This is a genomic window from Micromonospora sp. NPDC006431 (genome assembly GCF_042870725.1).
GTDB lineage: Bacteria > Actinomycetota > Actinomycetes > Mycobacteriales > Micromonosporaceae > Micromonospora.
Genome location: NZ_JBIAHQ010000002.1, coordinates 334,152 through 357,696 on the forward strand (window position 1 = coordinate 334,152; position 23,545 = coordinate 357,696).

The 23,545-nt window shown below is 72.3% G+C and carries 23 protein-coding genes, 1 tRNA gene and 1 pseudogene; 10 read left to right on the forward strand and 15 right to left on the reverse strand.

Annotation, left to right across the window (positions count from 1 at the left end; all coding sequences use genetic code 11):
* Window positions 1-41: 41 nt before the first annotated feature.
* A complete protein-coding gene (locus ACFYM6_RS05065; RefSeq protein WP_387272375.1) occupies window positions 42-914 on the forward strand; it encodes a carbohydrate kinase family protein in 873 nt (290 codons plus the stop codon).
* Between the two features lie 7 nt (window positions 915-921).
* Here ACFYM6_RS05065 and ACFYM6_RS05070 read toward each other — a convergent pair whose 3' ends face one another.
* Window positions 922-1,443, reverse strand: a complete 522-nt coding sequence (locus tag ACFYM6_RS05070) for a DinB family protein (RefSeq protein WP_387272377.1) — start codon at window positions 1,441-1,443, stop codon at window positions 922-924.
* Window positions 1,444-1,525: 82 nt separating this feature from the next.
* Between ACFYM6_RS05070 and ACFYM6_RS05075 the strand changes: the two genes are divergently transcribed.
* A complete protein-coding gene (locus ACFYM6_RS05075; protein WP_357434911.1) occupies window positions 1,526-1,732 on the forward strand; it encodes a hypothetical protein in 207 nt (68 codons plus the stop codon).
* 75 nt (window positions 1,733-1,807) lie between these two features.
* Here ACFYM6_RS05075 and ACFYM6_RS05080 read toward each other — a convergent pair whose 3' ends face one another.
* Window positions 1,808-2,959 carry a polysaccharide pyruvyl transferase family protein gene (locus ACFYM6_RS05080; protein ID WP_387272379.1) on the reverse strand — a complete coding sequence of 384 codons (1,152 nt, stop codon included), beginning with the start codon at window positions 2,957-2,959 and terminating at the stop codon, window positions 1,808-1,810.
* A 69-nt stretch (window positions 2,960-3,028) separates the two neighbouring features.
* Window positions 3,029-3,604, reverse strand: coding sequence for a TetR/AcrR family transcriptional regulator (locus ACFYM6_RS05085; RefSeq protein ID WP_387272381.1), 576 nt, complete (start codon window positions 3,602-3,604; stop codon window positions 3,029-3,031).
* A gap of 90 nt (window positions 3,605-3,694) precedes the next feature.
* On the opposite strand from ACFYM6_RS05085, the gene ACFYM6_RS05090 reads away from it, so the two are divergent.
* Both ACFYM6_RS05090 and ACFYM6_RS05095 read left to right on the forward strand, forming a co-directional pair.
* Window positions 3,695-4,279, forward strand: a complete 585-nt coding sequence (locus ACFYM6_RS05090; RefSeq protein WP_387272383.1) for a dihydrofolate reductase family protein — start codon at window positions 3,695-3,697, stop codon at window positions 4,277-4,279.
* 41 nt (window positions 4,280-4,320) lie between these two features.
* On the forward strand, window positions 4,321-5,256 hold the full coding sequence (locus tag ACFYM6_RS05095; protein ID WP_387272385.1) for a phosphotransferase family protein: 936 nt from the start codon (window positions 4,321-4,323) through the stop codon (window positions 5,254-5,256).
* Between the two features lie 12 nt (window positions 5,257-5,268).
* On the opposite strand, the gene ACFYM6_RS05100 is transcribed toward ACFYM6_RS05095, so the two are convergent.
* The 4 genes from ACFYM6_RS05100 to ACFYM6_RS05115 all read right to left on the reverse strand — a co-directional run bounded on the left by ACFYM6_RS05100 (window position 5,269) and on the right by ACFYM6_RS05115 (window position 8,995).
* On the reverse strand, window positions 5,269-6,066 hold the full coding sequence (locus ACFYM6_RS05100) for an alpha/beta fold hydrolase (RefSeq protein WP_387272387.1): 798 nt from the start codon (window positions 6,064-6,066) through the stop codon (window positions 5,269-5,271).
* A 169-nt stretch (window positions 6,067-6,235) separates the two neighbouring features.
* The gene (locus tag ACFYM6_RS05105; protein ID WP_387272389.1) at window positions 6,236-6,718 is read right to left on the reverse strand and encodes a GNAT family N-acetyltransferase; all 483 of its coding nucleotides are present in this window, start codon (window positions 6,716-6,718) and stop codon (window positions 6,236-6,238) included.
* Between the two features lie 220 nt (window positions 6,719-6,938).
* Window positions 6,939-8,429, reverse strand: a complete 1,491-nt coding sequence (locus ACFYM6_RS05110; protein ID WP_387272391.1) for an NCS2 family permease — start codon at window positions 8,427-8,429, stop codon at window positions 6,939-6,941.
* Between the two features lie 206 nt (window positions 8,430-8,635).
* Window positions 8,636-8,995, reverse strand: coding sequence for a low temperature requirement protein A (locus ACFYM6_RS05115; RefSeq protein ID WP_387272393.1), 360 nt, complete (start codon window positions 8,993-8,995; stop codon window positions 8,636-8,638).
* Window positions 8,996-9,090: 95 nt separating this feature from the next.
* On the opposite strand from ACFYM6_RS05115, the gene ACFYM6_RS05120 reads away from it, so the two are divergent.
* Entirely contained in the window at window positions 9,091-9,654 is a 564-nt protein-coding gene (locus tag ACFYM6_RS05120; RefSeq protein ID WP_387272395.1) for a hypothetical protein, read from the forward strand.
* A 181-nt stretch (window positions 9,655-9,835) separates the two neighbouring features.
* On the opposite strand, the gene ACFYM6_RS05125 is transcribed toward ACFYM6_RS05120, so the two are convergent.
* The 6 genes and pseudogenes from ACFYM6_RS05125 to ACFYM6_RS05150 all read right to left on the reverse strand — a co-directional run bounded on the left by ACFYM6_RS05125 (window position 9,836) and on the right by ACFYM6_RS05150 (window position 14,361).
* Window positions 9,836-9,910, reverse strand: a tRNA-Val gene (locus ACFYM6_RS05125).
* An 82-nt stretch (window positions 9,911-9,992) separates the two neighbouring features.
* Window positions 9,993-10,460: a peroxiredoxin gene (locus tag ACFYM6_RS05130; protein WP_073833723.1), complete on the reverse strand. Its 468-nt coding sequence runs from the start codon at window positions 10,458-10,460 to the stop codon at window positions 9,993-9,995.
* 79 nt (window positions 10,461-10,539) lie between these two features.
* Window positions 10,540-10,977, reverse strand: a complete 438-nt coding sequence (locus ACFYM6_RS05135) for a DUF3052 domain-containing protein (RefSeq protein ID WP_073833724.1) — start codon at window positions 10,975-10,977, stop codon at window positions 10,540-10,542.
* 111 nt (window positions 10,978-11,088) lie between these two features.
* On the reverse strand, window positions 11,089-12,900 hold the full coding sequence (locus ACFYM6_RS05140) for a thiamine pyrophosphate-dependent enzyme (RefSeq protein WP_387272804.1): 1,812 nt from the start codon (window positions 12,898-12,900) through the stop codon (window positions 11,089-11,091).
* A pseudogene (locus tag ACFYM6_RS05145) lies at window positions 12,880-13,551 on the reverse strand (transketolase); the annotation flags it as partial. The pseudogene ACFYM6_RS05145 and the gene ACFYM6_RS05140, both read right to left, overlap by 21 nt.
* Before the next feature lie 327 nt (window positions 13,552-13,878).
* Window positions 13,879-14,361 (reverse strand): MarR family winged helix-turn-helix transcriptional regulator, encoded by a 483-nt coding sequence (locus ACFYM6_RS05150; protein ID WP_387272397.1) that lies wholly within the window; start codon window positions 14,359-14,361, stop codon window positions 13,879-13,881.
* Window positions 14,362-14,453: 92 nt separating this feature from the next.
* On the opposite strand from ACFYM6_RS05150, the gene ACFYM6_RS05155 reads away from it, so the two are divergent.
* Window positions 14,454-15,041 (forward strand): NADPH-dependent FMN reductase, encoded by a 588-nt coding sequence (locus ACFYM6_RS05155; protein ID WP_387272399.1) that lies wholly within the window; start codon window positions 14,454-14,456, stop codon window positions 15,039-15,041.
* A gap of 99 nt (window positions 15,042-15,140) precedes the next feature.
* Here the strand turns inward: ACFYM6_RS05155 and ACFYM6_RS05160 are convergent, their stop codons facing one another.
* Window positions 15,141-15,545 carry a YjbQ family protein gene (locus ACFYM6_RS05160; RefSeq protein WP_357434897.1) on the reverse strand — a complete coding sequence of 135 codons (405 nt, stop codon included), beginning with the start codon at window positions 15,543-15,545 and terminating at the stop codon, window positions 15,141-15,143.
* Between the two features lie 208 nt (window positions 15,546-15,753).
* Here ACFYM6_RS05160 and aceE point away from each other — a divergent pair, with 208 nt between their 5' ends.
* Entirely contained in the window at window positions 15,754-18,498 is a 2,745-nt protein-coding gene (gene aceE, locus ACFYM6_RS05165; RefSeq protein WP_387272401.1) for a pyruvate dehydrogenase (acetyl-transferring), homodimeric type, read from the forward strand.
* A gap of 289 nt (window positions 18,499-18,787) precedes the next feature.
* Here the strand turns inward: aceE and ACFYM6_RS05170 are convergent, their stop codons facing one another.
* Entirely contained in the window at window positions 18,788-19,234 is a 447-nt protein-coding gene (locus ACFYM6_RS05170) for an SRPBCC family protein (RefSeq protein ID WP_387272403.1), read from the reverse strand.
* Between the two features lie 184 nt (window positions 19,235-19,418).
* Here ACFYM6_RS05170 and ACFYM6_RS05175 point away from each other — a divergent pair, with 184 nt between their 5' ends.
* Genes ACFYM6_RS05175 through gltX form a run of 3 tightly spaced genes read left to right on the forward strand, consistent with a single transcriptional unit; the run spans window position 19,419 to window position 23,481 of the window.
* Window positions 19,419-20,750, forward strand: coding sequence for a GH1 family beta-glucosidase (locus ACFYM6_RS05175; RefSeq protein WP_387272405.1), 1,332 nt, complete (start codon window positions 19,419-19,421; stop codon window positions 20,748-20,750).
* A complete protein-coding gene (locus ACFYM6_RS05180) occupies window positions 20,747-22,024 on the forward strand; it encodes an MFS transporter (protein WP_387272407.1) in 1,278 nt (425 codons plus the stop codon). Before ACFYM6_RS05175 ends, ACFYM6_RS05180 begins: the two co-directional genes overlap by 4 nt.
* Window positions 22,025-22,071: 47 nt before the next feature.
* Window positions 22,072-23,481, forward strand: coding sequence for a glutamate--tRNA ligase (gene gltX, locus ACFYM6_RS05185; RefSeq protein WP_357434893.1), 1,410 nt, complete (start codon window positions 22,072-22,074; stop codon window positions 23,479-23,481).
* Window positions 23,482-23,545: the final 64 nt, after the last annotated feature.

Consider the following 23,545-nt stretch of genomic DNA (forward strand, 5'->3'; position numbering starts at 1 on the left):
GAGGCCAGGATAGGCGGCCGGGACCGACTACTCTCGCCGCCATGGTCGATCTGCTCGTGATCGGTGGCCTGGGAGTCGACATCCGTGCCCAGGTGCCCGCGCTCCCGCTGCCGGCCGCCGACTCGCTGACGGTACCCCCGATCGAGCTGCGGATCGGCAACACCGGGGCCGGGGTGGCGCTCGCCGCGCACGCCCTGGGCCTGCGGGTGGCGCTGGTGGACGTGCTGGGCGCCGACCCGGCCGGCGACGTGGTCCGGGCCGCGCTGGCCCGCACCTCGGTACGGGCCGTGCTGGCCGAGGCGCCCGCCGGCACCCGCCGATCGGTCAACCTGGTCGACCCGGCCGGCCGCCGGATGTCCCTCTACGACCCGCGCCCGTGGTCGGGCCCGGCGCCGTTCGCCCCGGCGGAGCTCGCCGCGCTGGTCGGCGACGCGCGGCACGTGCACGTGTCGATCATGGACTGGGCGCGGGACGTGCTGCCGGGGTTGCGCGCGAGCCTGGGGGCCGGCGTGACGCTCTCCACCGACCTGCACGACTGGGACGGCGAGAACGACTACCACCGCCCCTTCGCCGAGGTCGCCGATCTGGTCTTCCTGAGCGACGTGCGGCTGGGCGAGCGGGCCGGAAAGGTGGCGGCGGGGCTGGCGCCCCGGACCGTGCTGGTGACCGGCGGGGCAGCCGGCGCGACCCTGCACGGCCCGGACACGCCGCCGGTGCGGGTGCCCGCGGCGACCCCACCCGCCGCGGTGGTGGACACCAACGGCGCGGGAGACGCCTTCGCAGCCGGCCTGATCGCCGCCCGGCTGGGCGGCGCGTCCCCGCTCGACGCGGCCCGGTACGCCGCCCGGGTGGCCGCCGCCGCCTGCACCCACGACGGGATGGAATATCCGCCCGGCCTGCTGCCCCGGGACTGAACCGTCCCTAGATCGCCCCGGTCTCGCCGTCGGTCAGCTCGCGCAGGATGTCCGCGTGCCCGGCGTGCCGGGCGGTCTCCTCGATCAGGTGAACCAGCACCCAGCGCAGCGACACCTCACCGAGCTGCGGGTGCGGCACCACGTGGTCCAGGTCGAACCGGGCGGCGATCGCCCGGGACCGGGCGCAGGCCGCCTCGTACCCCGCGGCGAGGGTCTCGACGGTGTCGGCGGGGCCGAGGGTGAAGCTCGCCTCGGCTTCCGCCTCCGAGGTGATGTAGACGTCGCCCGGCTCGGGAGCGAACAGTCGGGCCAGCCAGTTCTGCTCCACCAGGGCCAGGTGTTTGAGCAGGCCGGCGAGGGTGGTGAGGGACGGCACCAGGCGTTGGCTCGCGTCGGCGTCGGCGAGGCCCCGCGCCTTGCGCAGCACGATGGCCCGGTGGAAGTCGAGGAACGATTCGAGCACGGCCCGCTCGTCGCCCGTACGGGCGAGGACCGGACCGAGCGTGGGGTCGATCGTCGTGTCCGCCATCCTCGGACCCTAGTCCCGGAGCGGCCCGGCCCGCTGCCCCGCTATCGCTGCGGCGCGGCGGCCTCCGGGGCAGGATGGGCGCATGGCAGGAACGGTGCAGATCCCCCTGGTGGGTGGCGTAGCCGACGGCGAGACCGTCACCGTCGAGCTGGACGACAACGGCCGGCCGCCGCTGACGCACCACCGCCTCGGCCCGGAGGGGCTGGCCGAGGCGGAGATCTACGAGCTGGAGTCGGACGACCACCGCGGCCGCCCGTGGGTCTACACCTGGCGCGGCCCGGCGCTCTGACCCGCTCGGGTCGATCCCTCGGCGGCCGGCGGCCAGCAGCGGGGTGGACGAGGCCCGCCGGCCCGACGAGCCGGCTCAGCGGCCGCCGGTCCGGGTCAGGGTGCGCGACCGGATGCTCTCCAGCACCCCCCGGGTGACCTGGGAGGTGCCACGGGCCTGCTCGCACACTTCGGCCACCCGGCGGGCGGTCTCGTCGGCCCGCGCCTCCCGCTCGTCCCACAGCTGGTCCACCTCCGCCAGCAGCGGGCCCTCCACCTCGCGTTCCACGCCACGCAGCGCCGGCACCCCGAGCCGCTGGGCCAGGTCGAAGACCTTTCCGGCGTACGGCAGGGGCAGGAACGGCGTGCCGATCATGGCGGCGAAGATCAGGAAGTGCAGCCGCATGCCGACCGCGAGGTCGAGGTGGCGCATCATGCCCAGGATCTGCCTCGGCGAGTAGTCACCGTGCAGGATCCGGCCCCGCTCCGACGCGGTCATGTGCGACATCACCCCGTGCGAGTGCCGGATGTCGTCGCGTTCCATCGGCACGAAGAGCACGTACGCGTCGATCCGGTGCACCAGGAAGTCGGCGATCTGGGCGAGCAGCCGGTGGTAGCCGTCGACGTCGAGGCGTTCGGCGGCCCGGCCCGGCTCGCGAACGCTCAACCCGACCAGCCGCTTGCCACCCGGGACGCCCTCCTCGCGCAGCCAGCTCTCCGGGAAGTCCTCCGGCTCCAGCAGGAACGCCGGGTCGGCGGTGACCGTGATCGGGTTCAGCAGCCCGGCCTCTTCCAGCACCATCCGGGACTCCTGGTCCCGCACGGTCACCTCGGCGGCCCCGGCCAGGGTCTCGCGCACCATCCCGGTGTCGATGCCGTCGCTGAGCGGCCCGACCCCCACCGCGTAGGTGAGCAGCGGCAGGCCCCGCTCCTGGGCCACCCGGACCACCCGCAGGTAGCGGCGGGCCTCGCGGTTGTAGAGGATCCCGCCGCCGCCGAGGATGAGCAGGTCGAGCTCGGCCAGCAGCATGGACGAGTCGGCCCGGCTGACCCCCTCCCAGGGCACCGCCTCCACGTCGGGATGGGCCAGCGCGGTGTGCGCCGGGTTACGGGAGAACACGATGATCCGGGCGTTCGGCTCAAGATGGCGCAGATCGGACAGGAGGCCGGTCAGAATCGCCTCGTCGCCGAGGTTGCGACCGCCGTACGAGCCGAGCACGCCGATGGTCAGTGCCGGGGCATCCGTCATCCGTCGCTCCTCCCCAGGGCGTCCTGCCGGGGTTTCCCCCTGGGCCGGTGGACACACCTGGGACGGCGGTCAGCCGGCGGCGCCGACCAGGCGGGAGACCAGGGCGGACACCACCTGGTCGACGTCGAATCCGGCGTCGATCGACGTCGTGAGCAGGTCGAGCAGGAGCCCGTCCACCGCGTGGTGCAGCAGCGCCACCTCGAAGGCCCCGCCGGGCAGCCCGGCCGCGACGTGGAAGGCCACGTCGTCGGCGTACCCCCGGCGGAGCACGTCGCCGAGCGCGCGCCGCAACTCGGGGCGGCGGGACGCCTCCAGCCGCAGCTCGAACAGGGCCCGGGTGAGGTCCGGCTCGCGGGTGGTGCGCTCGACGATGTACCGCAGGTAGTCGGCCACCAGGGCGAGGGACGGCTCGCGCCGGCCGAGGTCGGCCAGCACGGCCGGGTCGGGCGCCATCCGTTCGAAGATCCGCTCGGCGAGCCCGGCGAGCAGCGCGGGCCGGGACGGGAAGTAGTTGGAGGCCGTGCCGGTCGGCACGCCCGCCTCGGCGTCGACCGCGCGGTGGGTCAGCCCGCGCGCGCCGGCCGCGGCGAGCACGCGCAGCCCGGCGTCGGCGAGGAGGGTACGGCGTTCCGGATTCCTGGCCACGGCGACACCCTAGCAACAACCACGACAGGTGTAGTAGATTCTCCGTCAACTACGACAGCCGTCGTGGTTGAGCCGGACATCGGAGCAGGTTTGCGCAAGCTCGTGTACTACGTCGCCAGCACCCTCGACGGCTTCATCGCCGCACCCGACGGGTCCTACGACTTTTTCCCCCTGATGCCGGAGCCGGACTTGCTGGCCCACCTGGCTGCCGAATGGCCCCAGACCTTCCCCACGTTCGCCCACGCCCAGCTCGGCATCGAGTCGCCGCCCACGGGCCGCTTCGACGCGCTGGTGATGGGGCGGGGCACCTACGACCCCGGGCTGAAGATGGGCGTCACCAGCCCGTACGCCCACCTGAAGCAGTACGTCTTCTCCCGCTCGCTGCCTCCGTCGGACGACCCGCAGGTGGAGATCGTCGCCGGTGATCCGGTGGCCCACGTCCGCGAGCTGAAGCGGCAGCCCGGCCGGGACATCTGGCTCTGCGGCGGCGGGCACCTCGCCGGCCAACTCCTCGGCGAGGTGGACGAACTGGTGGTCAAGCTGAACCCGATCGTGGCCGGCAGCGGGATCCCGCTGGCCGACCGGGGCTTCGAGCCGCACCGGTTCACCCTGGTCGAGGCACGCCCGTTCGACAGTGGAGTGGTCATCCTCCGGTACGCCGCCCCGGCGCGGTAATCGGATTGCCCCGGCCGGGTGCCTGGCGGCACGGTGGACCGGTGACGCGCGCGACGAACCGCCGGATCCACTGGGCGGATCTGCCCGACCGGGTCCGGGCCGCGGTCGAGGAGATCCTCGGTGACCGGGTGGTGGAGGCCGTCTCCCAGTCGGGCGGCTTCTCGCCCGGCACCGCCGACCGGGTGCGTACCGCCGGCGGCGGGCGCGCCTTCGTCAAGGCGGTCAGCCCGGCCCAGAACGACCGCAGTCCCGGGCTGCACCGGGCGGAGGGGCTGATCGCCGCCGCGCTGCCGCCGGCCGCGCCCGCGCCCCGGCTGCTCGGCAGCTACGACGACGGCGACTGGGTGGCGCTGGTCTTCACCGACGTGGCGGGGCGGCACCCGGTGACGCCCTGGGCGGCCGGCGAGCTGAGCGCGGTGCTGTCCACCCTGGAGGCCATGGCCGCGGCGCTCACGCCGGCGTCGGTCGCGGCGGCGCCCACCGCCGCCGCGCAACTCGCGCCGGACTTCGCCGGCTGGCGGCGGATCGCCGCGGATCCGCCGACCGACCTGGACCCGTGGGCCCGGGCCCGGCTGCCGGAACTGTGCGCCGCCGCCGACCGGGGGCTGGCGGCGCTGACCGGCGAGACGCTGTGCCACCTCGACATCCGCGCCGACAACCTGCTGATCGGCCCCGACGGCAGGGTCAGCGTGGTGGACTGGCCATGGGCCTGCCGGGGGCCGGTGTGGCTGGACAGCCTGATGATCCTGGTCAACGTGCAGGTTTACGGCGGGCACGACCCCGAGGCGTTGCTGCGCGACCTGCCGCTCGCCGCCGGAGTGGATCCGGCCGACCTGACCGGCGTACTGGCCGGGTTCACCGGGTTCTTCCTCGACGGGGCCCGGCTGCCGCCACCGCCCGGCATCCCCACGGTACGAGCGTTCCAGCGTGCCCAGGGCGACGCCCTGCTGCGCTGGCTCACCCGCCGCCTCCCCTGACCCGTTGGGCGGTCAGGCGGGCGCGCGGACCTCGTGGGTGAGGAACGGCAGGGCGGCCTCGGGCAACGCCGGTGACCCGACGATGTCGTAGTGGGTCAGGCCGGGCAGCACGGCCAGCCGGGACGCCGGGCGGTCGGTGCCGTCCCAGCCGGCGTCCCGGTGCCCGCCGCCGAGCAGCCCGAAGAACTCCCCCATGTGGCTGACCGGGACCGAGTCGGCGTCGGCGAAGACCAGGAGCACCGGCAGGGCGAGCGCGGCCACCTCGGCGGACCAGTCGTAGTCGCGGCGCAGCAGCTCACCGGTCTTGGCCCAGAGCCTCGGCCAGTCCTGCGGGCGCGGCGCCAGACGCAGGTAGAGCTCGTGCGGCGGGGTGCCGCGCATCTGCTCGGCGACCCGCTCGTCCTGGGCCGCCATCGCGGCCAGCACCTCCGGATACCAGCCGCGCCGCCGGCACGGCGTGGAGACCAGCACCAGGCGGCGGACCAGGTCCGGGTGCTGGATCGCGGCACGCAGGGCCACCCCGCCGCCGAGCGAGTAGCCCATCAGGTCGGCCTGCGGCAGGTCGAGGTGCCGCAGTAGCGCGGCGATGTCGTCGGCCATCGACTCGTACCGCAGCGGCCGGTCCACGTCGGCGGTGCGGCCGTGGCCCTGCAGGTCGACGGCGATCACCCGGCGGCGAGCGGCGAGGGCGGGCAGGATCGGCTGGAACATCTCCACCGCGCCGTAGCCGCCGTGCAGCAGCACCAGCGGCTGGCCGGTCCCGTGCACCTCGTGCCAGAGCCGCACCCCGTTGACGTCCGCGTAGCTCATGACCGTGCTCCCCCGTCGTCCCTGTACCGGTACAACGAGCATCGCGTCCCAGCGTCGGGACGGGCAGCGCCCCCGGCCGCGCCCGCGACGATGCACTCCTTTGGGTGCGTTTGTTGTCACCGGAGCGACAACAAACGCACCCAAAGTCTCAAGCCGGGTCGGTCCCGCGCTACTCGGCGACGTACCGGTGCAACGGCCCCTCGTCGCCGGCCACGGTGCCGGCAGGTCGCAGGCCGGCCTTCACCAGCACCCGGACCGAGGCCACGTTGGCCGGGTCCACGTTGGCGTACACGTGGGACACCCCGGGCAGGGCGAGGGCGAACGCAACGAGGGCTCGGGCGGCCTCCGTGGTGTAGCCACGGCGGCGCCGGGACGGGGCGACGCCGTAGCCGAACTCGACGGCACCGTCGGTGGGCGGCCAGAACAGGCCAATGGCGCCGACGGTCAGGCCGGTTTCCCGTTCGATCATCAGATAGTGCCCGTGCGGCCGTTCCGGCTCGCGGGTGAGCCGGCCGGCGATCATGCGGTCGGCCTCGCTGGGGAAGTCCGCCGCCCAGTGCGGGCAGCGCTCACCGGCGGCGGCGAGGGCGGCCTCCTCGGCGGGCCACGGACGCAGCACGAGTCGGTCGGTGGTCAGGTCGGAAAAAGACAACGCGATTCTCCAAGGTCGTGGAGCGACCCGGGTCGCGGTCGGTCAGCGCGCGCGACCCGGAAGAGGGTACGAGGAAGGAAGCTCATGGCGATCCATGGCCTCATCTCCCTGCGCCCACGACGGTCGCGTGTTCCGCGCGCCGGCACTCTAACCCATGATCCGGATACGCCGCGCCCCCGCCGCCTCGGGCCGGGGGCGACGGGGGCGCGGCGTGGACCGGTCAGCTGACGCCGGTGACGGCCTTGACCAGGTTGATGCCGAAATAGACCACGAACGCGGCGGAGACCGCCCACATCAGCGGGTGGATCTGGCGCGCCTTGCCCTGGGCCACCCGGATCGCCACCCAGCTCACGAAGCCGGCGCCGATGCCGTTGGTGATCGAGTAGGTGAACGGCATCAGGGTCATGGTGAGGAAGGCCGGGACCGCGACGCCCACGTCGGTGAAGTCGATCTCCTTGACCTGGCGGATCATCAGCGCGCCGACGATCACCAGCGCCGGGCCGGCGGCCTCGCTCGGCACCAGCGACACCAGCGGGGTGAGCAGCAGCGCGCCGAGGAAGAGCACGCCGGTGACCACGCTGGTCAGGCCGGTACGCCCACCGTCCGCGATGCCCGAGGAGGACTCGACGTACGTGGTGGCCGAGGAGGCGCTGCCCGCGCCACCGGCGACCGCGGCGACGCCGTCGACGAAGAGCACCTTGCCCAGTCGGGGCATGTCGGTGCCGTCCTTGGTGGTCAGGCCGGCCTGCTTGGCCAGGCCCACGGTCGTGCCCATCACGTCGAAGAAGTCGGCGAGCACGAGGGTGAACACCAGCAGCAGCGCGGTCATCACGCCGACGTGGGCGAACGAGCTGAACGACACGTTGCCGACCAGGTGCAGGTCGGGCGCCTTGATCAGCGGATCGGGCAGGGTCGGCACATTGAGCCGCCAGCCCTCCGGGTTGGGCTTGCCGTCGACGAACGCGGGCCCAGGCTTGGCGAGGGCGTTGACGATCACCGCGACGACCGTGGTCGCCACGATGCCGATCAGGACGCCGGCCTTCACCTTGCGGGCCACCAGGATGCCGGTGACCAGCAGGCCGACCAGGAAGACGACCGTGGTCCAGCCGCGCAGCGTGCCGTCGCCGCCGAGCTGCACCGGGACGGTGGTGCCGGCCGCGTCCGGCACCCGCCGGACCAGACCGCCGTCGACGAAGCCGATCATGGCGATGAACAGACCGATACCGGCGGCGATGGCCGCCTTCAGCGAGGCCGGGATGGCCCGGAAGACGGCCTTCCGGAAGCCGGTCAGCACCAGCACGGTGATGATCAGACCCTCGATCACCACCAGGCCCATCGCCTCGGCCCAGGTCATCTGGGAGGCGACGGCGTACGCGACGAACGCGTTCAGGCCCAGGCCGGTCGCCACGGCGAACGGCACCCGGCCGACGATGCCCATCATGATCGTCATGACCGCCGCGACGAGGCAGGTGACCCCGGCGACCGGCGCGATGCCGAGCAGGTTGCCGTCCTTGTCCGGGGCGGTACCGATGATCAGCGGGTTGAGCACGACGATGTAGGCCATCGTCGCGAAGGTGGTGATCCCGGCGAGCACCTCGCGCTTGACGGTCGAGCCACGGCGGGTGATCTCGAAGAAGCGGTCGAGGCGGCCGCGCTCGGCGGATTCCGCCGACTCGACCGGGGCAGCAGGATCCTGCGTAGTCACGCTCATGGCGTGGCCTTACTCCGTTCCGGGTTGGCCCGCCGGACGCGCCGGTCGGGCGGTGGGGGTGCAGTCGTCCCGATTCGGTTGGCCCGGAGAACGTCGGGACGGCTGGGCTCCACGGATCCCCGTGAAGCACTACGAAGCCGCACCCCGGTCAGGGAGCGACTTCGCACCCCCAGCTTAACCGCCGGGTAACGGCAGGTGACCTGCCCCTACGCGGCGTCGCGCAGCGGGGTGGGCAAGGTCACGCCGGAGCAGCGGCTCAGCAGGGCCAGCGCGAAGGCGAAGGGCGCGGCCATCCCGACGACCATCAGGGCCGGCACGAACCCCACGCCGAGCCGGACCCGGCTCCCGACCACCGTGTGGATCACCCAGACCCACCAGAGCACGGACAGCACCAGCATGGCGTGCAGCAGGTTGGCGCCGGTGATGCTCACGGCGGTGGCCCTCGTGATGATGAAGAACGAGAAGACGAAGACCAGGTCGAAAAAGACCTCGAACCGGTCCACGTGGGCGCCGGGCGCCACGGCGATGGCCGGCCCCAGCCGCTCGGTCCACCGGTTGCGCTCCACCGACCGAGTGCGCAACGCGCGGTGCTCGTGACCGCCGTTGCGGCCGCTGCCACCGGAACCGGTGGTGCTGGCCTGAACGGGCCGAGGTTGGGCTGGTGGTGCTGGTGGGCACGGCAGCAACATTCTTCCCGTTCCGACATACCTGGCTCTTTTTTGGGCCCTGTCCCGAGAAAGCGGCATCGCCGTCGTCGTCGATCACGTCGGACGGTGTGGCGCGGATGGTCAACCTCATGGCGTTAGGCGTCAACCTACGGTACGTAATATTCAGCCAACTGGCAATGATCAATGCATCACACTTCGACCGGAAGAGGGAGCGAATGCACCTGCCCAAAAAGCTTCGGCTGACCCTGACCGCCATTGTTGGCATTTCCCTGACGGGAATTTGGGCGTCGCCAGCACAAGCTCATTTTGCTGTCGCCTACCACGGCTCCGATGTGGCAACCGTCTCGTCCGGTCACACCTTTGTGGACGTTTACGACAAAGAGGCCGACGGTAATGGCGTGTACGGGATCTTTCACCTGTATGACGGCACCACCCACCAGGTCAACGATCCGAATGGAAGCGCGGCGGGTGGCGGAAGTGCAGGATTCAGTGCCGGGGTGAGCTGGTTCTACGTTTGCGAGAGGAACGTGGGATGCAGCAAAGTGGTTGACGCTTAAACCCCGCTCTTCCACCGTAGACGTCTGTCCCTTCGCAACCGTCGCTTGTTTGGCCAGGCTGGCATTGCCAGCCGACACACTGTCATCGCCATCCCGATGGCCCTACAGCGGTCAGGCTCCGCCGGCAATTGCCGGCGGAGCCTGACCGCTTCGTCGCGAAGGAAGGATTGCTGGTGGTACGTGGTGGGCGCGGCAGGTTTCGAACCTGCGACCCCTCGCTTGTAAGGCGAGTGCTCTCCCACTGAGCTACGCGCCCGGAACACCCGTACGGCGGGCCGGAGTTCGGCAAGCTTACCTGCCGGCCTCCGACCCGGTCGAACGGCGTACCTGGGGTGGGATCAGGCGGCGACGGCCTCAGCCAGGGCCTTGCGCCAGCCCTGCTGGTCACGGGCCTCCCCGGGCATGTTCATCTCGGCGAACCGGACCACGCCGGCCTTGTCGATCACGAACGTGCCGCGGTTGGCGATGCCCGCCACGTCGTTGAAGACGCCGTACGCCTGAGCCACCGCGCCGTGCGGCCAGAAGTCGGCCAGCATCGGGAACTGGTAGCCCTCCCGGTCGGCCCAGATCTTGTGGCTGTAGACGGAGTCGACGCTGACGGTCAGCACCTGGACGTCGTCGTTGACGTACTCGTCGAGGTTGTCCCGCACCTCGCAGAGCTCACCCTGGCAGATGCCGGTGAAGGCGAGCGGGTAGAAGACCAGCAGCACGGTGCGCCTGCCACGGAAGTCGGAGAGCCGGACCTCCTGGTTGTTCTGGTCCTTGAGCACGAAGTCCGGCGCCTCGGCGCCAACCTCGATGGGCATGCGAGCTCCTTGGGTCGAGTCTGGAGATGGTCAGCCTGCCACACCCCGGCGGCGCCGGCCGCCGGGTGCGTACGGTCGGCTACTTCTTGCCCTTGGACCCGCGTCGGAGCACGAGGCGGGCCCCGCTCCAGTCCCGACCCGCGTTGATCGTGGAGGTCTGCTGGAGGCCGGCGGTCTGGGCGCTCTCGGCCACCTCACTCGGCTCGACGTGACCGTCCCGGCCGGCCTTGGGCGTCAGGAGCCAGACCACGCCGTTGTCGGCCAGCGGTCCGAGGGCGTCGACGAGGAGCTCGAAGAGGTCACCGTCGCCGTCGCGGTACCAGACGAGAACCGAGTCGACCACCTCGTCGGTGTCCTCGTCGACCAGATCCCCACAGCGGTCGGTCAGGGCGTCTCGGAGATCCTGGTCGACGTCGTCGTCGTAGCCGATCTCCATGACGACCATCCCCGGCTCGATCCCGAACCGGTCCGCCAGGCTGCGTACCCCGTCGGCGGCCTGACCAGCGGTCGCGCTCACTGTCGCGTGCCTCCTCATCTCATCCCTGCTCGCGGCGTCGTCCGACGCCGTTCCGCCCAGTCCACACAGTTGTGGCTCGCCGCGCAAGTGGCGCACCGGGTGGAACGGAATTTACCGTGCCAGCAGCGTACGGGCACCCTGGGTAATGGCTTCCGCAGAGACCAGAACCTGACGTGCTGCCGGCCCCAATGGTACAAACGAGTCAAGTCCGGCAACCCGTCGCGCCGCACCCACGTATCCGCCGTCCACCAGGGCGGCGAGCACGCCCTCGCCCACCCCGCCCGACCGGCGCGTCTCATCGACCACCAGCACCCGGCCGGTGGCCGACGCCTCCCGGACGATGTCCGCCACCGGCAGCGGGGCGAGCCACCGCAGGTCCACCACCCGGATCCCGACCCCCTCGTCGGCCAGGGCGGCCGCCGCCCGCAGCGACATCCGTACGCCGTTGCCGAAGGTGATGATCGTGATGTCCTCGGCGGAGCCGACCCCGTACACCCGGGCCCGGCCGATCGGCACGTGCCCGGCGGCCCAGGCGCCCGGCGGGGCGTACTCGGCCAGCCATTCGCCGTCGCCGTCGGCGTAGAGGTCGCGGGTGTGGTAGAGCGCGATCGGCTCCAGGAAGGCGCAGACGCTGCCGTCCACCGCCGCCGCGGCCAGGCAGGTCCGGAGCATGGGCGCGGCGTCGTCCGGCCGCGCCGGCACCGCGACCACCAGCCCCGGCACGTCCCGGAGTACGGCCACCGAGTTGTCGTTGTGGAAGTGCCCGCCGAAGCCCTCCTGGTAGGCCAGCCCGGCCACCCGGACCACCATCGGGTTGCGGAACGCCCCCCGGGAGAAGAACCGCATGGTGGCCGCCTCGCCCCGCAGCTGGTCCTCGGCGTTGTGCAGGTACGCCAGATACTGGATCTCCGGCACCGGCAGCATCCCGGCGACGCCGGCGCCCAGCCCGAGCCCGAGGATCGAGGTCTCGTCGAGCAGCGTGTCGAAGACCCGGGCCCCACCGAACCGGTCCCGCAGTCCCTTGGTCACCCCGTACACCCCGCCCTTGGCGGCGACGTCCTCGCCGAAGACGGCCATCCCCGGGTGGTCCAGCATCCCGTCGGCGAGCGCCGCGTTGATGCTCTGCGCGAGGGTGAGTGGTCCGGCCAGCTCCGGCGGCTTGCCGCCGAACGCCTCGGCCCGGGCGCCCGCGTTCGGCCCGGCCGCCCGGTCCGCCGCGTCGGCCACCGCGCGGAAGATCCGTACCGGCCGGCGCGGGGCCAGCTCCGCCACCACCTCGACCGGGGACGCCAGCTTCGGCTCGTCGAGCACCTCCTCGGCGATCCGCCGGACCTGCCAGCCGCGCTCGTCGTACCGGGCCAGCAGTTCCTCGCTGGTGGCGTAGCCCGCCGCCACCAGCAGCCGGGCGGTGGCCAGCAGGGGGTCCCGCGCGACGTCCGCAGCGATCTCGGCCGGGCTCCGGTACGCGGTCTCCGCGTCGGCCCCGGCGTGCCCCATCAGCCGTACGGTGATCAGGTGCAGCACCGCCGGCCGCCGGTGCCGGCGCACCCAGGCCGCCGCCTCCCCCGCCACCCGGTACGCCTCGGCCGGATCGCTGCCGTCGGCGGCGAAGTAGCGGATCCCCGGCTTGGCGCGCAGCGTGGCGGCCACCCAGCCCTTCGGGGAGCGGACGCTGATGCCCAGCCCGTTGTCCTCGCAGACGAAGAGCACCGGGATGCGCAGTCCGGTGTGGTCGTACCAGCCGGCGGTGTTGAACGCGGCCGTCGCGGTAGCGTGGTTGACCGAGGCGTCGCCGAACGAGCAGACCACGATCGCGTCCGGCGGCCACGGCGAGCCGGTGGCGGAGTCCCCGCCGGCCTCGGCCGTCGTCCCCGGCACCCGCCGGCTGCCGACCCGGCGCAGCCGCTCGATGGCAAGCCCCATGCCGACCGCCCGGGGGAGGTGGGACGCGATCGTCGAGGTGGTCGGGATGATCGCGAGGTCCGCCCGGCCGAACACCTTGTGCCGGCCCCCGGCGATCGGTTCCAGCGCCGAGGCGACCATCCCACGCAGCACGTCCCGAGCCGCCTCCGCGTACGCGTCCGCGGGGTCCGGCGTGGGCAGCGCCGGGCGGGCGGCGGCCACGGCCACCCCGGCCTCGGCCAGCGCCGGGTGACGGTCCGGGTGGTCGTCCGATCGGGTGGGTGGGCTGGTGGCCGGCTCCGGCCGGACGGCGACGGGCGGGGTCTCCGGCCGCTCGGCCGGCACGCCATCCGCGGTCGACGCCGCGGACGTCTCGGCGCCGCCGGCCGTGGACTCGGCGGAGTCGCCGCCCGGCGTCGCGGACGCGTTCCCGCCGGGTGCCGCATCCGACGGTCCGGAGGGCAGGCTCTCGACGTCACGTCGGGGATCGGGTATCCGCGCCGTGGCGGTGGCCCGCGCACCGGGTTCGGCGTCCTCGGGTTCGGCGTCCTCGGGGTCGTCGCCGGCCGGCCCGGCGTCGGCGGGGGCGACCGGGAAGCCGCCCGCCGCCTGGGCGGCGCGCAGGCAGTAGAAGGCCCCGGACCGGTAGTGCAGCAGGGCGGGATCGGTCGGCCGCAGGGCGGCGGCCACCGCGGCGTTGCCCTCGTGGCCCGCCGAGCCGATGGTGTAGTAGCCCTCGCCGAAGCTGCGCAGCCACCGCCCGGCGAGGTCGAGCAGGCGGCTGGTCAGCTGGGCGTCGAAGAGGGCCAGCGCCTGCGCTCCGGTCAACGACGCGCCGTCCGGCAGCGGTTCGCCCAGGTCACGCCACTGGGCGGGCGGGTCGAGCGCGGCCAGGGCCGCCCGGAACCGGTCGTCGAGATCTTGCGGGGTGGTCACGTCGGACAGCATTACCGACGAAGGGTCAGCTCGCCCACCCGGACACGTTCCGCCTACCGAGGATCAGGCCTCGCCGCACTGCTCCGGGCAGCCGCCGTCGGAGACCTTCCAGACCAGCTCACGCAGGGTGGCCAACTCCTCGGTGCTGAGCCCGCCGAGGAGTCGGGAGTCCGACATCACCTGACGCACCCGGTCCCGGACGCGCCGGCCGACCTCGGTCACCACCAGCGTCTTCTGCCGCCGGTCGGCCGGGTCGACCCGGCGCTCCACCAGCCCGGCCTGCTCCAGCTTGTCGACCAGGGCGGTGACATTGGAACGGTCGCAGCGCAACTGCTCGGCCAGGTCCCGGCCGGGCAGCGGCCGGTCGGGGTCGAGCTCGTGCAGGGCCCGGGCGGCGGCCGGGGTGAGCCCCAGGGCGGCGATCTCCTCGTCCTGGTAGTGCCGGATCGCCGAGGCGATGTGCAAGATCCGGCGCACGGTGTCCCCGGCCAGGCCGGAGCGGTCGGCCGCGACCGGGCCGGCGGTGGAGACGAAGGGTTGCGCCATACCTCACATCGTACTTGCCAACCAATGGTTGAGCTGCTCAACTGTTGACGGGCTCACGCAAATGCGTCGAGCATCGTCACTGGAGGCGCACCATGTCCGAATTCTCCGTCCTGGCCCTCTCCGGCAGCCTGCGCGAGGCGTCGTTCAACTCCGCTCTCATCCGGGCGGCGCAGCGGCTCGCGCCGGCGGGCATGACCATCGAGCGGTACCGCGACCTCGGCGCCGTCCCGCCCTTCAACGAGGACGTCGAGCCGGCGCCGCCGGCCGCCGTGGTGGACCTGCGGGAGCGGATCGCCGCCGCGGACGCCCTGCTCATCGCCACTCCGGAGTACAACTACGGGGTTCCCGGCGTACTCAAGAACGCCCTCGACTGGGCCTCCCGGCCGAGCTTCCCGATCACCTCGTGGGTCTCCCCGCTCGCCCACAAGCCGATCGCCATCGTCGGCGCCGCCCCGACCGGGATGGGCACCGTCCGGGCCCAGCTCCAGCTCCGCCAGCTCTTCCTCTGGACCGACTCCGCCGTGGTCACCAAGCCGGAGATCATCGTGACCAACGCCCACGAGAAGCTCGGCCAGGACGGCACGGTCAAGGACGAGACGACCGAGACCCTCCTCCGCACCCTCCTCGACGCCCTGGCCACCAAGATCCGCGTCACCCACCTGGCCGCCACCGCCGCCTGACCCCTCCGGGTAGCCAGATTCGCGGAAAGAGTGGTCATCCGACGCGGGATGGCCACTCTTTCCGGGAATGCGCGCCCATCCGGGGCGGGCGGGGCGCGGTCAGGCGGGGAGGAAGGAGAAGCGGACCTTGCGGGTGGGGTTGTCGCCGTTGGTGTCGACCAGGCAGAGGGACTGCCAGGTGCCCAGCGCCAGCCGCCCGCCCAGCACCGGCAGCGTCGCGTACGGGGGGACGAAGGCGGGCAGCACGTGGTCCCGGCCGTGCCCGCGCGAGCCGTGCCGGTGCCGCCAGCGGTCGTCGGTGGGGAGCAGGTCGTCGAGCGCGCGCAGCAGGTCGTCGTCGGAGCCGGAGCCCGTCTCGATGAGGGCCAGCCCGGCGGTGGCGTGCGGCACGAACACGTGCAGCAGGCCGTCGCCCTGCCCGGAGACGAACCGCTCGGCCTCGGCGGTGATGTCCCGGACGGCCGGCCGGGACCCGGTCTGGACGCTGATCTCCTCACTACGCATAGGGCGCATTCTGCCGCAGCCGGCCGGATCGCGCCGCGAACCGGGCGCGGCGGCGGGCACGGTGCTAGCGCATCCCTGGATCGCCCTAAGTTACCGGCGGGTACCTGTGTTCAGCGTCGCGTCTGGGGCAGGGAGACGTGACGGCACGCGCCACGAGGGGGCAGGATGGCGCTAGAGACCTATCCCACACAGAACCGAGGGAACGCCTGTGGCTACGGAACGCAAGCGCCCGGTGATCACCGCTGGTCTGCCGAGCCAGCTTCCGGACATCGACCCTGAAGAGACCAGCGAATGGGTCGAGTCGCTCGACGGTGTCATCGACGAGCGCGGGACAAAGCGCGCCCGCTACGTCATGCTGCGCCTGCTGGAGCGGGCCCGCGAGCGCCAGGTCGGGGTGCCGTCCCTGACCACCACCGACTACATCAACACCATCCCGCCGGAGCGCGAGCCGTGGTTCCCGGGTGACGAGCACATCGAGCGGCGGATCCGGGCGTACATCCGGTGGAACGCCGCCATGCTGGTGCACCGGGCGCAGCGTCCCGAGATCGGCGTGGGCGGCCACATCTCCACCTTCGCCAGCTCGGCGTCGCTCTACGAGGTCGGCTTCAACCACTTCTTCCGGGGCAAGGACCATCCGGGCGGCGGCGACCACATCTTCTACCAGGGCCACGCCTCCCCCGGCATGTACGCGCGGGCCTTCATGGAGGGCCGGCTCAGCGAGGACCAGCTCGACGGCTTCCGCCAGGAGCTGTCGCACCCGGGCGGTGGGCTGCCGTCGTACCCGCACCCGCGGCTGATGCCGGACTTCTGGGAGTTCCCCACCGTCTCGATGGGCCTCGGGCCGATCAACGCGGTCTACCAGGCCCGGTTCAACCGCTACCTGCACCACCGGGGCATCAAGGACACCTCGCAGCAGCACGTCTGGGCCTTCCTGGGCGACGGTGAGATGGACGAGGTGGAGTCGCTCGGCGCGATCGGCGTGGCCGCCCGCGAGGAGCTGGACAACCTCACCTTCGTGATCAACTGCAACCTGCAGCGGCTGGACGGCCCGGTCCGGGGCAACGGCAAGGTCATGCAGGAGCTGGAGGCGTTCTTCCGGGGCGCCGGCTGGAACGTGATCAAGGTGGTCTGGGGCCGGGAGTGGGACCCGCTGCTCGCGGCGGACACCGACGGTGCCCTGGTCAACCTGATGAACACCACGCCCGACGGCGACTACCAGACTTACAAGGCGGAGTCCGGGGCGTACGTCCGGGAGCACTTCTTCGGCCGCGACCCGCGCACCCGCAAGATGGTCGAGCACCTCAGCGACGACGAGATCTGGAACCTCAAGCGGGGTGGCCACGACTACCACAAGCTCTACGCGGCCTACAAGGCGGCGATGGAGCACACCGGCCAGCCGACGGTGATCCTGGCCAAGACCATCAAGGGCTGGACGCTGGGTTCGCACTTCGAGGCCCGCAACGCCACCCACCAGATGAAGAAGCTGACGCTGGAGGACTTGAAGCTCTTCCGCGACCGGCTCTACCTGGACATCCCGGACAAGCAGCTGGAGGAGAACCCGTACCTCCCGCCGTACTACCACCCGGGTGAGAAGTCCGAGGAGATCGAGTACCTGCACGAGCGGCGGAAGCAGCTCGGCGGCTACCTGCCGACCCGGCGGACCACCGGCAAGGTCCTCCAGATCCCGGGCAGCGAGCGCTTCTCCGACGTCAAGCGGGGCTCGGGCAAGCAGAAGGTGGCCACCACCATGGCCTTCGTCCGCCTGCTCAAGGACGTGATGAAGGACAAGGAGTTCGGCAAGCGGTGGGTGCCGATCATCCCGGACGAGGCGCGCACCTTCGGCATGGACTCGCTCTTCCCGACCGCGAAGATCTACTCGCCGCACGGCCAGCGGTACACCTCGGTGGACCGGGACCTGTTCCTGTCCTACAAGGAGGCCACCGGCGGCCAGATCCTGCACGAGGGGATCAACGAGGCCGGCTCGGTCGCCTCGTTCACCGCGGCCGGCACCTCGTACGCCACCCACGGCGAGCCGATGATCCCGATGTACATCTTCTACTCGATGTTCGGGTTCCAGCGGACCGCCGACGGGCTGTGGGCCGCGGCCGACCAGATGGCGCGGGGCTTCCTGCTCGGCGCGACCGCCGGCCGGACCACGCTCAACGGTGAGGGCCTCCAGCACGAGGACGGTCACTCGCTGCTGATCGCCGCCACCAACCCCGCGGTGGTCGCCTACGACCCGGCGTTCGCGTACGAGATCGCGCACATCATGGAGAACGGCCTGCACCGGATGTACGGCGAGGCGCAGGAGAACATCTTCTACTACCTCACCGTCTACAACGAGCCGATCTTCCAGCCGGCCGAGCCGCAGGGCGTGGACGTCGAGGGCATCGTCAAGGGCATCTACCGCTACTCCCCCGCGCCGCAGGTCGGCGTGGACGCGCCGAAGGCGAACGTCCTCGCCTCCGGCACCGGCATGCAGTGGGCGCTCAAGGCGCAGCAGCTGCTCGCCGAGGACTGGGGCGTGGCCGCCGACGTCTGGTCGGTGACCTCCTGGACCGAGCTGCGCCGGGACGCGGTGGAGTGCGAGGAGCACAACCTGCTCAACCCGGGCGCCGAGCAGCGGGTGCCGTACGTCCAGCGGAAACTGGCCGACGCCGAGGGGCCGAAGGTCGCGGTCAGCGACTGGATGCGCGCGGTACCGGACCTGATCGCCCGCTGGGTACCCGGCGACTACACCTCGCTCGGCACCGACGGCTTCGGCATGTCGGACACCCGGCACGCGCTGCGCCGGCACTTCCACGTGGACGCCGAGTCGGTGACCGTCGCGACGCTGCGCCAGCTCGCCCTCCGTGGCGCGGTGCCGGCCCACGTGCCGGCCGAGGCCGCCCGGAAGTACGCGCTGGAGGACGTCAACGCCGCCCCGGTCGGCGAGACCGGCGGCGACAGCTGACCCATCCGGCACGAAGGGCCCGGCGCACCCGCGCCGGGCCCTTCGTCGTCTCTGGTGGTGCTCCCCGGCCGCTGGTGGTCGTGCACGATCCAGGATGTAGTGGCCTCGGCGTGGCTTGGATGCCACTAGATCCAGGACGCAGCACGACCTTGGGCGGCCCGGAGGCGGTCGCCCGCCTCGGCGCCGGAACCGAGCGCCGACCGACCGGCGGCACAGTGGACGATGGTCCGGCGTCCCTGGCGGGGACGCCGGACCATCACCATCGCGGGCGACGCCGGGACCGGCTGGGTCAACCGACGGCGGCCAGGTCGGTCAGCCGGGCCAGCGAGTCCTCCAGGTCGGCGCCGACCCGACGCAGGCCGAGCCGGAGCAGGGCGGCCTTGACCGGCCCGGCGGGCCACCGTACGACGATGAGCCGCACGATCGTCCCGCCCTCCTCCTCGTCCGGGGTCAGCTGCACGTAGATCTCGGTGCGCGCCTCGGCCCGGGCGCCGGCGCCCCTGGCCCGTTCGCGCCACCCGATCAGGGTCGGCTCCTGGTAGGCGATCACCTCGGCCTCGTGCGCCGCGCCGCGCCCGGCCTGGACCAGTTGTCGCCGGCCGAAGCCCTCCCCCGAGAGGACCTCGGCCGCGCGGACCCCCGCCAGCCAGGCCGGCAACTGCTCGGCCCGCTGCACGACGCCCCAGACCGCTTCCACCGGCGCCATCACGTGCGCACTGCGTTCCACGAGGATCATGTCGTCTTCCCCCACTAAGGACATCCGCGATATTACGCACTGTATGCGCAAAAACGGACTTACCCGGACGGGTTCGGAAAAGACACGCCGAAAACCCTTGCACCAGCCGGCCTCCCCGGCCTATGGCGCATCACCGGCCCGCGTCCTAGAGTCCCGAACACGATTCGTGTTTCCGGGAGGGCGAATGACGACCGCGCCGATGCCCGAGTTCCCCAGCGGTTTCCGGTGGGGAGTGTCCACCTCCGCGTACCAGATCGAGGGCGCGGCCGGCGCCGACGGCCGAGGACCCTCCATCTGGGACACCTTCGCCCACTCCCCGGGCCGGATCGTCGACGGCAGCACCGGCGACGAGGCGTGCGACCACTACCACCGGTACGCCGAGGACGTCGCGCTGCTCGCCGGGCTCGGGGTGTCGGCGTACCGGTTCTCCATCGCCTGGCCCCGGGTGCAGCCCACCGGCACGGGCGCGGCCAACCCGGCCGGGCTGGACTTCTACGAGCGGCTGGTGGACGGGCTGCTCGACCGGGGCGTGGACCCGGTGGCCACCCTCTTCCACTGGGACCTGCCGCAGGCCCTGGAGGACGCCGGCGGCTGGCTCAACCGCGACACCGCCCACCGCTTCGCCGAGTACGCCGACCTGGTCGCCGCCCGCCTCGGCGACCGGGTGAAGCTCTGGATCACCCTCAACGAGCCGTTCATCCACATGAGCCTCGGGCACGGCATGGGCGTGCACGCGCCCGGCCGGATGCTGCTCTTCGACGCCTTTCCGGTGGCCCACCACCAACTCCTCGGGCACGGCCTCGCGGTCGCCGCGCTGCGCGCCCGCAGCACCAGCCCGGTCGCCATCGCGAACAACTACTCCCCCGTGCGGCTGGCCGGGGACACCGACGCCGACCGGGCCGCCGGAATGGCGTACGACGCGCTGCACAACCGGCTCTTCACCGACCCGCTGCTCGGCCAGGGTTATCCGGAGGTGCCAGGCCTCGACCCCGCGCCGGTCCGCGCCGGGGACCTCGACGTGATCGCCGCCCCGGTCGACGTGCTCGGGGTGAACTACTACAACCCGACCGGCATCCGGGCCGCCGAGGAGGGCTCGCCGCTGCCGTTCGAGATCGTGCCGCTGACCGGCTACCCCCGGACCGCGTTCGACTGGCCGGTGGCCCCGGACGGGCTGCGCGACCTGCTGCTCCAGCTCCGCGACCGGTACGGGGACGCACTGCCGCCGATCCAGGTCACCGAGAGCGGCTGCGCGTACGACGACGGGCCGGACGCCGACGGCCGGGTGCACGACCCGGAGCGGATCGCATACCTGGACGGTCACGTGCGGGCGGTCCGCGAGGCGATCGACGCCGGGGTCGAGGTGACCGGGTACTTCGTCTGGTCCCTGCTGGACAACTGGGAGTGGGCGGAGGGCTTCACCAAGCGGTTCGGCCTGGTGCACGTCGACTACGCCACGCAGCGGCGTACCCCGAAGTCCTCGTACGCCTGGTTCCGCGACCAGGTCGTGCGGCCGTGACCACGGTAGACCCGACGCCGGCCTCACTGCCGGCGGCGCTCGCCGAACCGACCGTGCCGGTCCGGCGGGGCTGGATCGCGCTGATCTTCGCGGCCAATCTCGGCGTCTGGATGGCCTTCTTCACCCCGATCCAGGTGCTGCTGCCGCAGCAGGTGGAGCGGATCGCGCCGGCCGACAAGGAGGCCATGCTGGCGGTGGTCACCGGCCTCGGCGCGCTCGCTGCGGTGCTCGCCAACCCGCTCGCCGGCGCGCTGTCCGACCGGACCGTGCTCCGGCTGGCGGGCCGGCACTTCGGCCGGCGGCACGTGTGGACCGCGTCCGGCGCGGTGGTCGGCGCGCTCGCCCTGCTGCTGCTGGCCCGGCAGGACAGCATCGCCGGGGTGGCGATCGGCTGGGTGGCCGCGCAGGTGTGCTTCAACGCGATGCTGGCCAGCCTCACCGCCGCCATCCCGGACCGGGTGCCGGTCGCCCAGCGCGGCGGTGTCTCCGGCTGGGTGGGCATCCCGCAGGCGCTCGGCCTGGTGCTCGGGGCGGTGCTGGTCACCGCCGTGGTCACCGGCAACGCCGCCGGGTACGCCGCCGTCGCCCTCGCCGTGCTGCTGCTGTCGCTGCCGTTCGCGCTGCTCACCGAGGACGACCCGCTGCCCCGGGAGCACCGCCCGGCGCTGCGGTTGCGCGAGCTGCTCGCCTCGATGTGGATCAGCCCGCGCCGGCACCCCGACTTCGCCTGGGCCTGGATCACGCGGTTCCTGGTCCAGACCGGCAACGCGCTGGGCACGCTCTACCTGCTCTACTTCCTCGCCGACGGGGTGCGCGTGCCCGACCCCGAGGGCGCGCTGCTGGTGCTGATCCTGCTCTACACGCTCGGCATGATGCTGACCGCGGTGGTGGCCGGGCGGCTGTCGGACCGGTCCGGCCGGCGCAAGGTCTTCGTGATCGTCTCCGGGCTGATCATGGCGGTGGCGGCCCTGCTGCTGGCCGTGGCACCGGTCTGGCCGATGGCGGTCACCGCCGCGCTGCTGCTCGGCGCCGGCTACGGCGTCTACCTGGCGGTGGACGCGGCGCTGATCACCCAGGTGCTGCCGGCCGCCACCGACCGGGCCAAGGACCTCGGAGTGATCAACATCGCCAACTCCGCGCCGCAGGTGCTCGGCCCGGCCCTCTCCGCCCCGATCGTCGTCCACCTGGGCGGCTACCCCACCCTGTACGCGGTCACCGCGGCGGTCACCCTGCTCGGCAGCGCCCTGGTGCTGAAGATCAGATCGGTACCCTGACCGCCCCCTCGCTCAAATCGGCTCGCCGCCCGCCGTAGGCTGGGGACGTGACGGTACGTGTACGCTTCGCCCCTTCCCCGACCGGTATGTTCCACGTCGGCGGCGCCCGCTCGGCCCTGCAGAACTGGATCTACGCCAAGCAGCAGGGCGGGGTGTTCGTGCTCCGCATCGAGGACACCGACGCGGCCCGCAACAAGCCGGAGTGGACCGAGGGCATCCTGTCGGCGCTCGACTGGATCGGCATCGAGCGGGGCAGCTACGAGGGCCCGTACTTCCAGTCGTCGTACGCCGGTGAGCACCGCGCCGCGGCCCAGCGGCTGTACGAGAGCGGCCGGGCGTACTACTGCGACTGCACCCGCGAGGACGTGCAGGCGCGGACCGGCTCCCAGTACGCCGGGTACGACGGCTTCTGCCGGGACCGCGGGCTCGGGCCCGGCGCGGGGCGGGCCCTGCGCTTCCGTACCCCCGACGAGGGCGAGACCGTGGTGGTCGACCTGATCCGCGGCGAGCCGACCTTCGAGAACAAGCTGATCGAGGACTTCGTCATCGCCCGCGGTGACGGCTCGCCGGTGTTCCTGCTCGCCAACGTGGTCGACGACATGACCATGGGGATCACCCACGTGATCCGGGCCGAGGAGCACCTGCCCAACACCCCGAAGCAGCAGCTGCTCTGGGACGCCCTCGGGGTCAAGCCGCCGGTCTGGGCGCACGTGCCCGTGGTGGTGAACGAGAAGCGGCAGAAGCTGTCCAAGCGGCGGGACAAGGTCGCCCTGGAGGCGTACCGGGACGAGGGCTACCTCGCCGAGGCGATGCGCAACTACCTGATGCTGCTCGGCTGGGCTCCCTCCGGCGACCGGGAGATCGTGCCCTGGTCGGTGATCGAGGAGGAGTTCCGGCTGGATGAGGTGAACCCCTCCCCGGCGTTCTTCGACGAGAAGAAGCTGCGCGCGTTCAACGGCGAATACATCCGCGCGCTGCCGGTGGAGGACTTCATCGGCGCCTGCCAGCCGTGGCTGACCGGCACCGGGACCATCGCCCCGCCCCCGTGGCAGCCGGAGGAGTTCGACCCGGCCGCGTTCGCCGCGGTGGCGCCGCTGGCGCAGACCCGGATCGCGGTGCTCAGCGAGATCGTGCCGAACGTCGACTTCCTCTTCCTGGCCGACCCGCTGATCGACGAGGCGGCCTGGGCGAAGGCGATGAAGGAGGGCGCGGCCGAGCTGCTGGAGGCGGCGATCGCCGCGTTCGAGGCGCTGGAGTCCTGGGACGCCGAGTCGCTGAAGTCCACGCTGGAGGCGGTCGGCGCGGAGCGGGGCCTGAAGCTGGGCAAGGCGCAGGCGCCGGTCCGGGTGGCGGTCACCGGCCGTACGGTCGGCCTGCCGCTCTTCGAGTCCCTCGAGGTGCTGGGCCGCGAGCGCGCCCTGACCCGGCTGCGCGCCGCCCGGGTGCGCCTGGTCTGACCTCGCATCGCGAAGGGGCCCGCCGGTCGTCCGGCGGGCCCCTTCGTCGTACGGCGGTGGAGAG

Excerpts from the sequence above, each read along its gene's own strand:
- ACFYM6_RS05065 (WP_387272375.1), top strand. The coding sequence starts at position 42 with ATGGTCGATCTGCTCGTGATCGGTGGCCTGGGAGTCGACATCCGTGCC.
- ACFYM6_RS05070 (WP_387272377.1), bottom strand. The coding sequence starts at position 1,443 with ATGGCGGACACGACGATCGACCCCACGCTCGGTCCGGTCCTCGCCCGT.
- ACFYM6_RS05075 (WP_357434911.1), top strand. The coding sequence starts at position 1,526 with ATGGCAGGAACGGTGCAGATCCCCCTGGTGGGTGGCGTAGCCGACGGC.
- ACFYM6_RS05080 (WP_387272379.1), bottom strand. The coding sequence starts at position 2,959 with ATGACGGATGCCCCGGCACTGACCATCGGCGTGCTCGGCTCGTACGGC.
- ACFYM6_RS05100 (WP_387272387.1), bottom strand. The coding sequence starts at position 6,066 with ATGAGCTACGCGGACGTCAACGGGGTGCGGCTCTGGCACGAGGTGCAC.
- ACFYM6_RS05110 (WP_387272391.1), bottom strand. The coding sequence starts at position 8,429 with ATGAGCGTGACTACGCAGGATCCTGCTGCCCCGGTCGAGTCGGCGGAA.
- ACFYM6_RS05130 (WP_073833723.1), bottom strand. The coding sequence starts at position 10,460 with ATGCCCATCGAGGTTGGCGCCGAGGCGCCGGACTTCGTGCTCAAGGAC.
- ACFYM6_RS05140 (WP_387272804.1), bottom strand. The coding sequence starts at position 12,900 with ATGGGGCTTGCCATCGAGCGGCTGCGCCGGGTCGGCAGCCGGCGGGTG.
- ACFYM6_RS05150 (WP_387272397.1), bottom strand. The coding sequence starts at position 14,361 with ATGGCGCAACCCTTCGTCTCCACCGCCGGCCCGGTCGCGGCCGACCGC.
- ACFYM6_RS05155 (WP_387272399.1), top strand. The coding sequence starts at position 14,454 with ATGTCCGAATTCTCCGTCCTGGCCCTCTCCGGCAGCCTGCGCGAGGCG.
- ACFYM6_RS05160 (WP_357434897.1), bottom strand. The coding sequence starts at position 15,545 with ATGCGTAGTGAGGAGATCAGCGTCCAGACCGGGTCCCGGCCGGCCGTC.
- ACFYM6_RS05170 (WP_387272403.1), bottom strand. The coding sequence starts at position 19,234 with ATGATCCTCGTGGAACGCAGTGCGCACGTGATGGCGCCGGTGGAAGCG.
- ACFYM6_RS05175 (WP_387272405.1), top strand. The coding sequence starts at position 19,419 with ATGACGACCGCGCCGATGCCCGAGTTCCCCAGCGGTTTCCGGTGGGGA.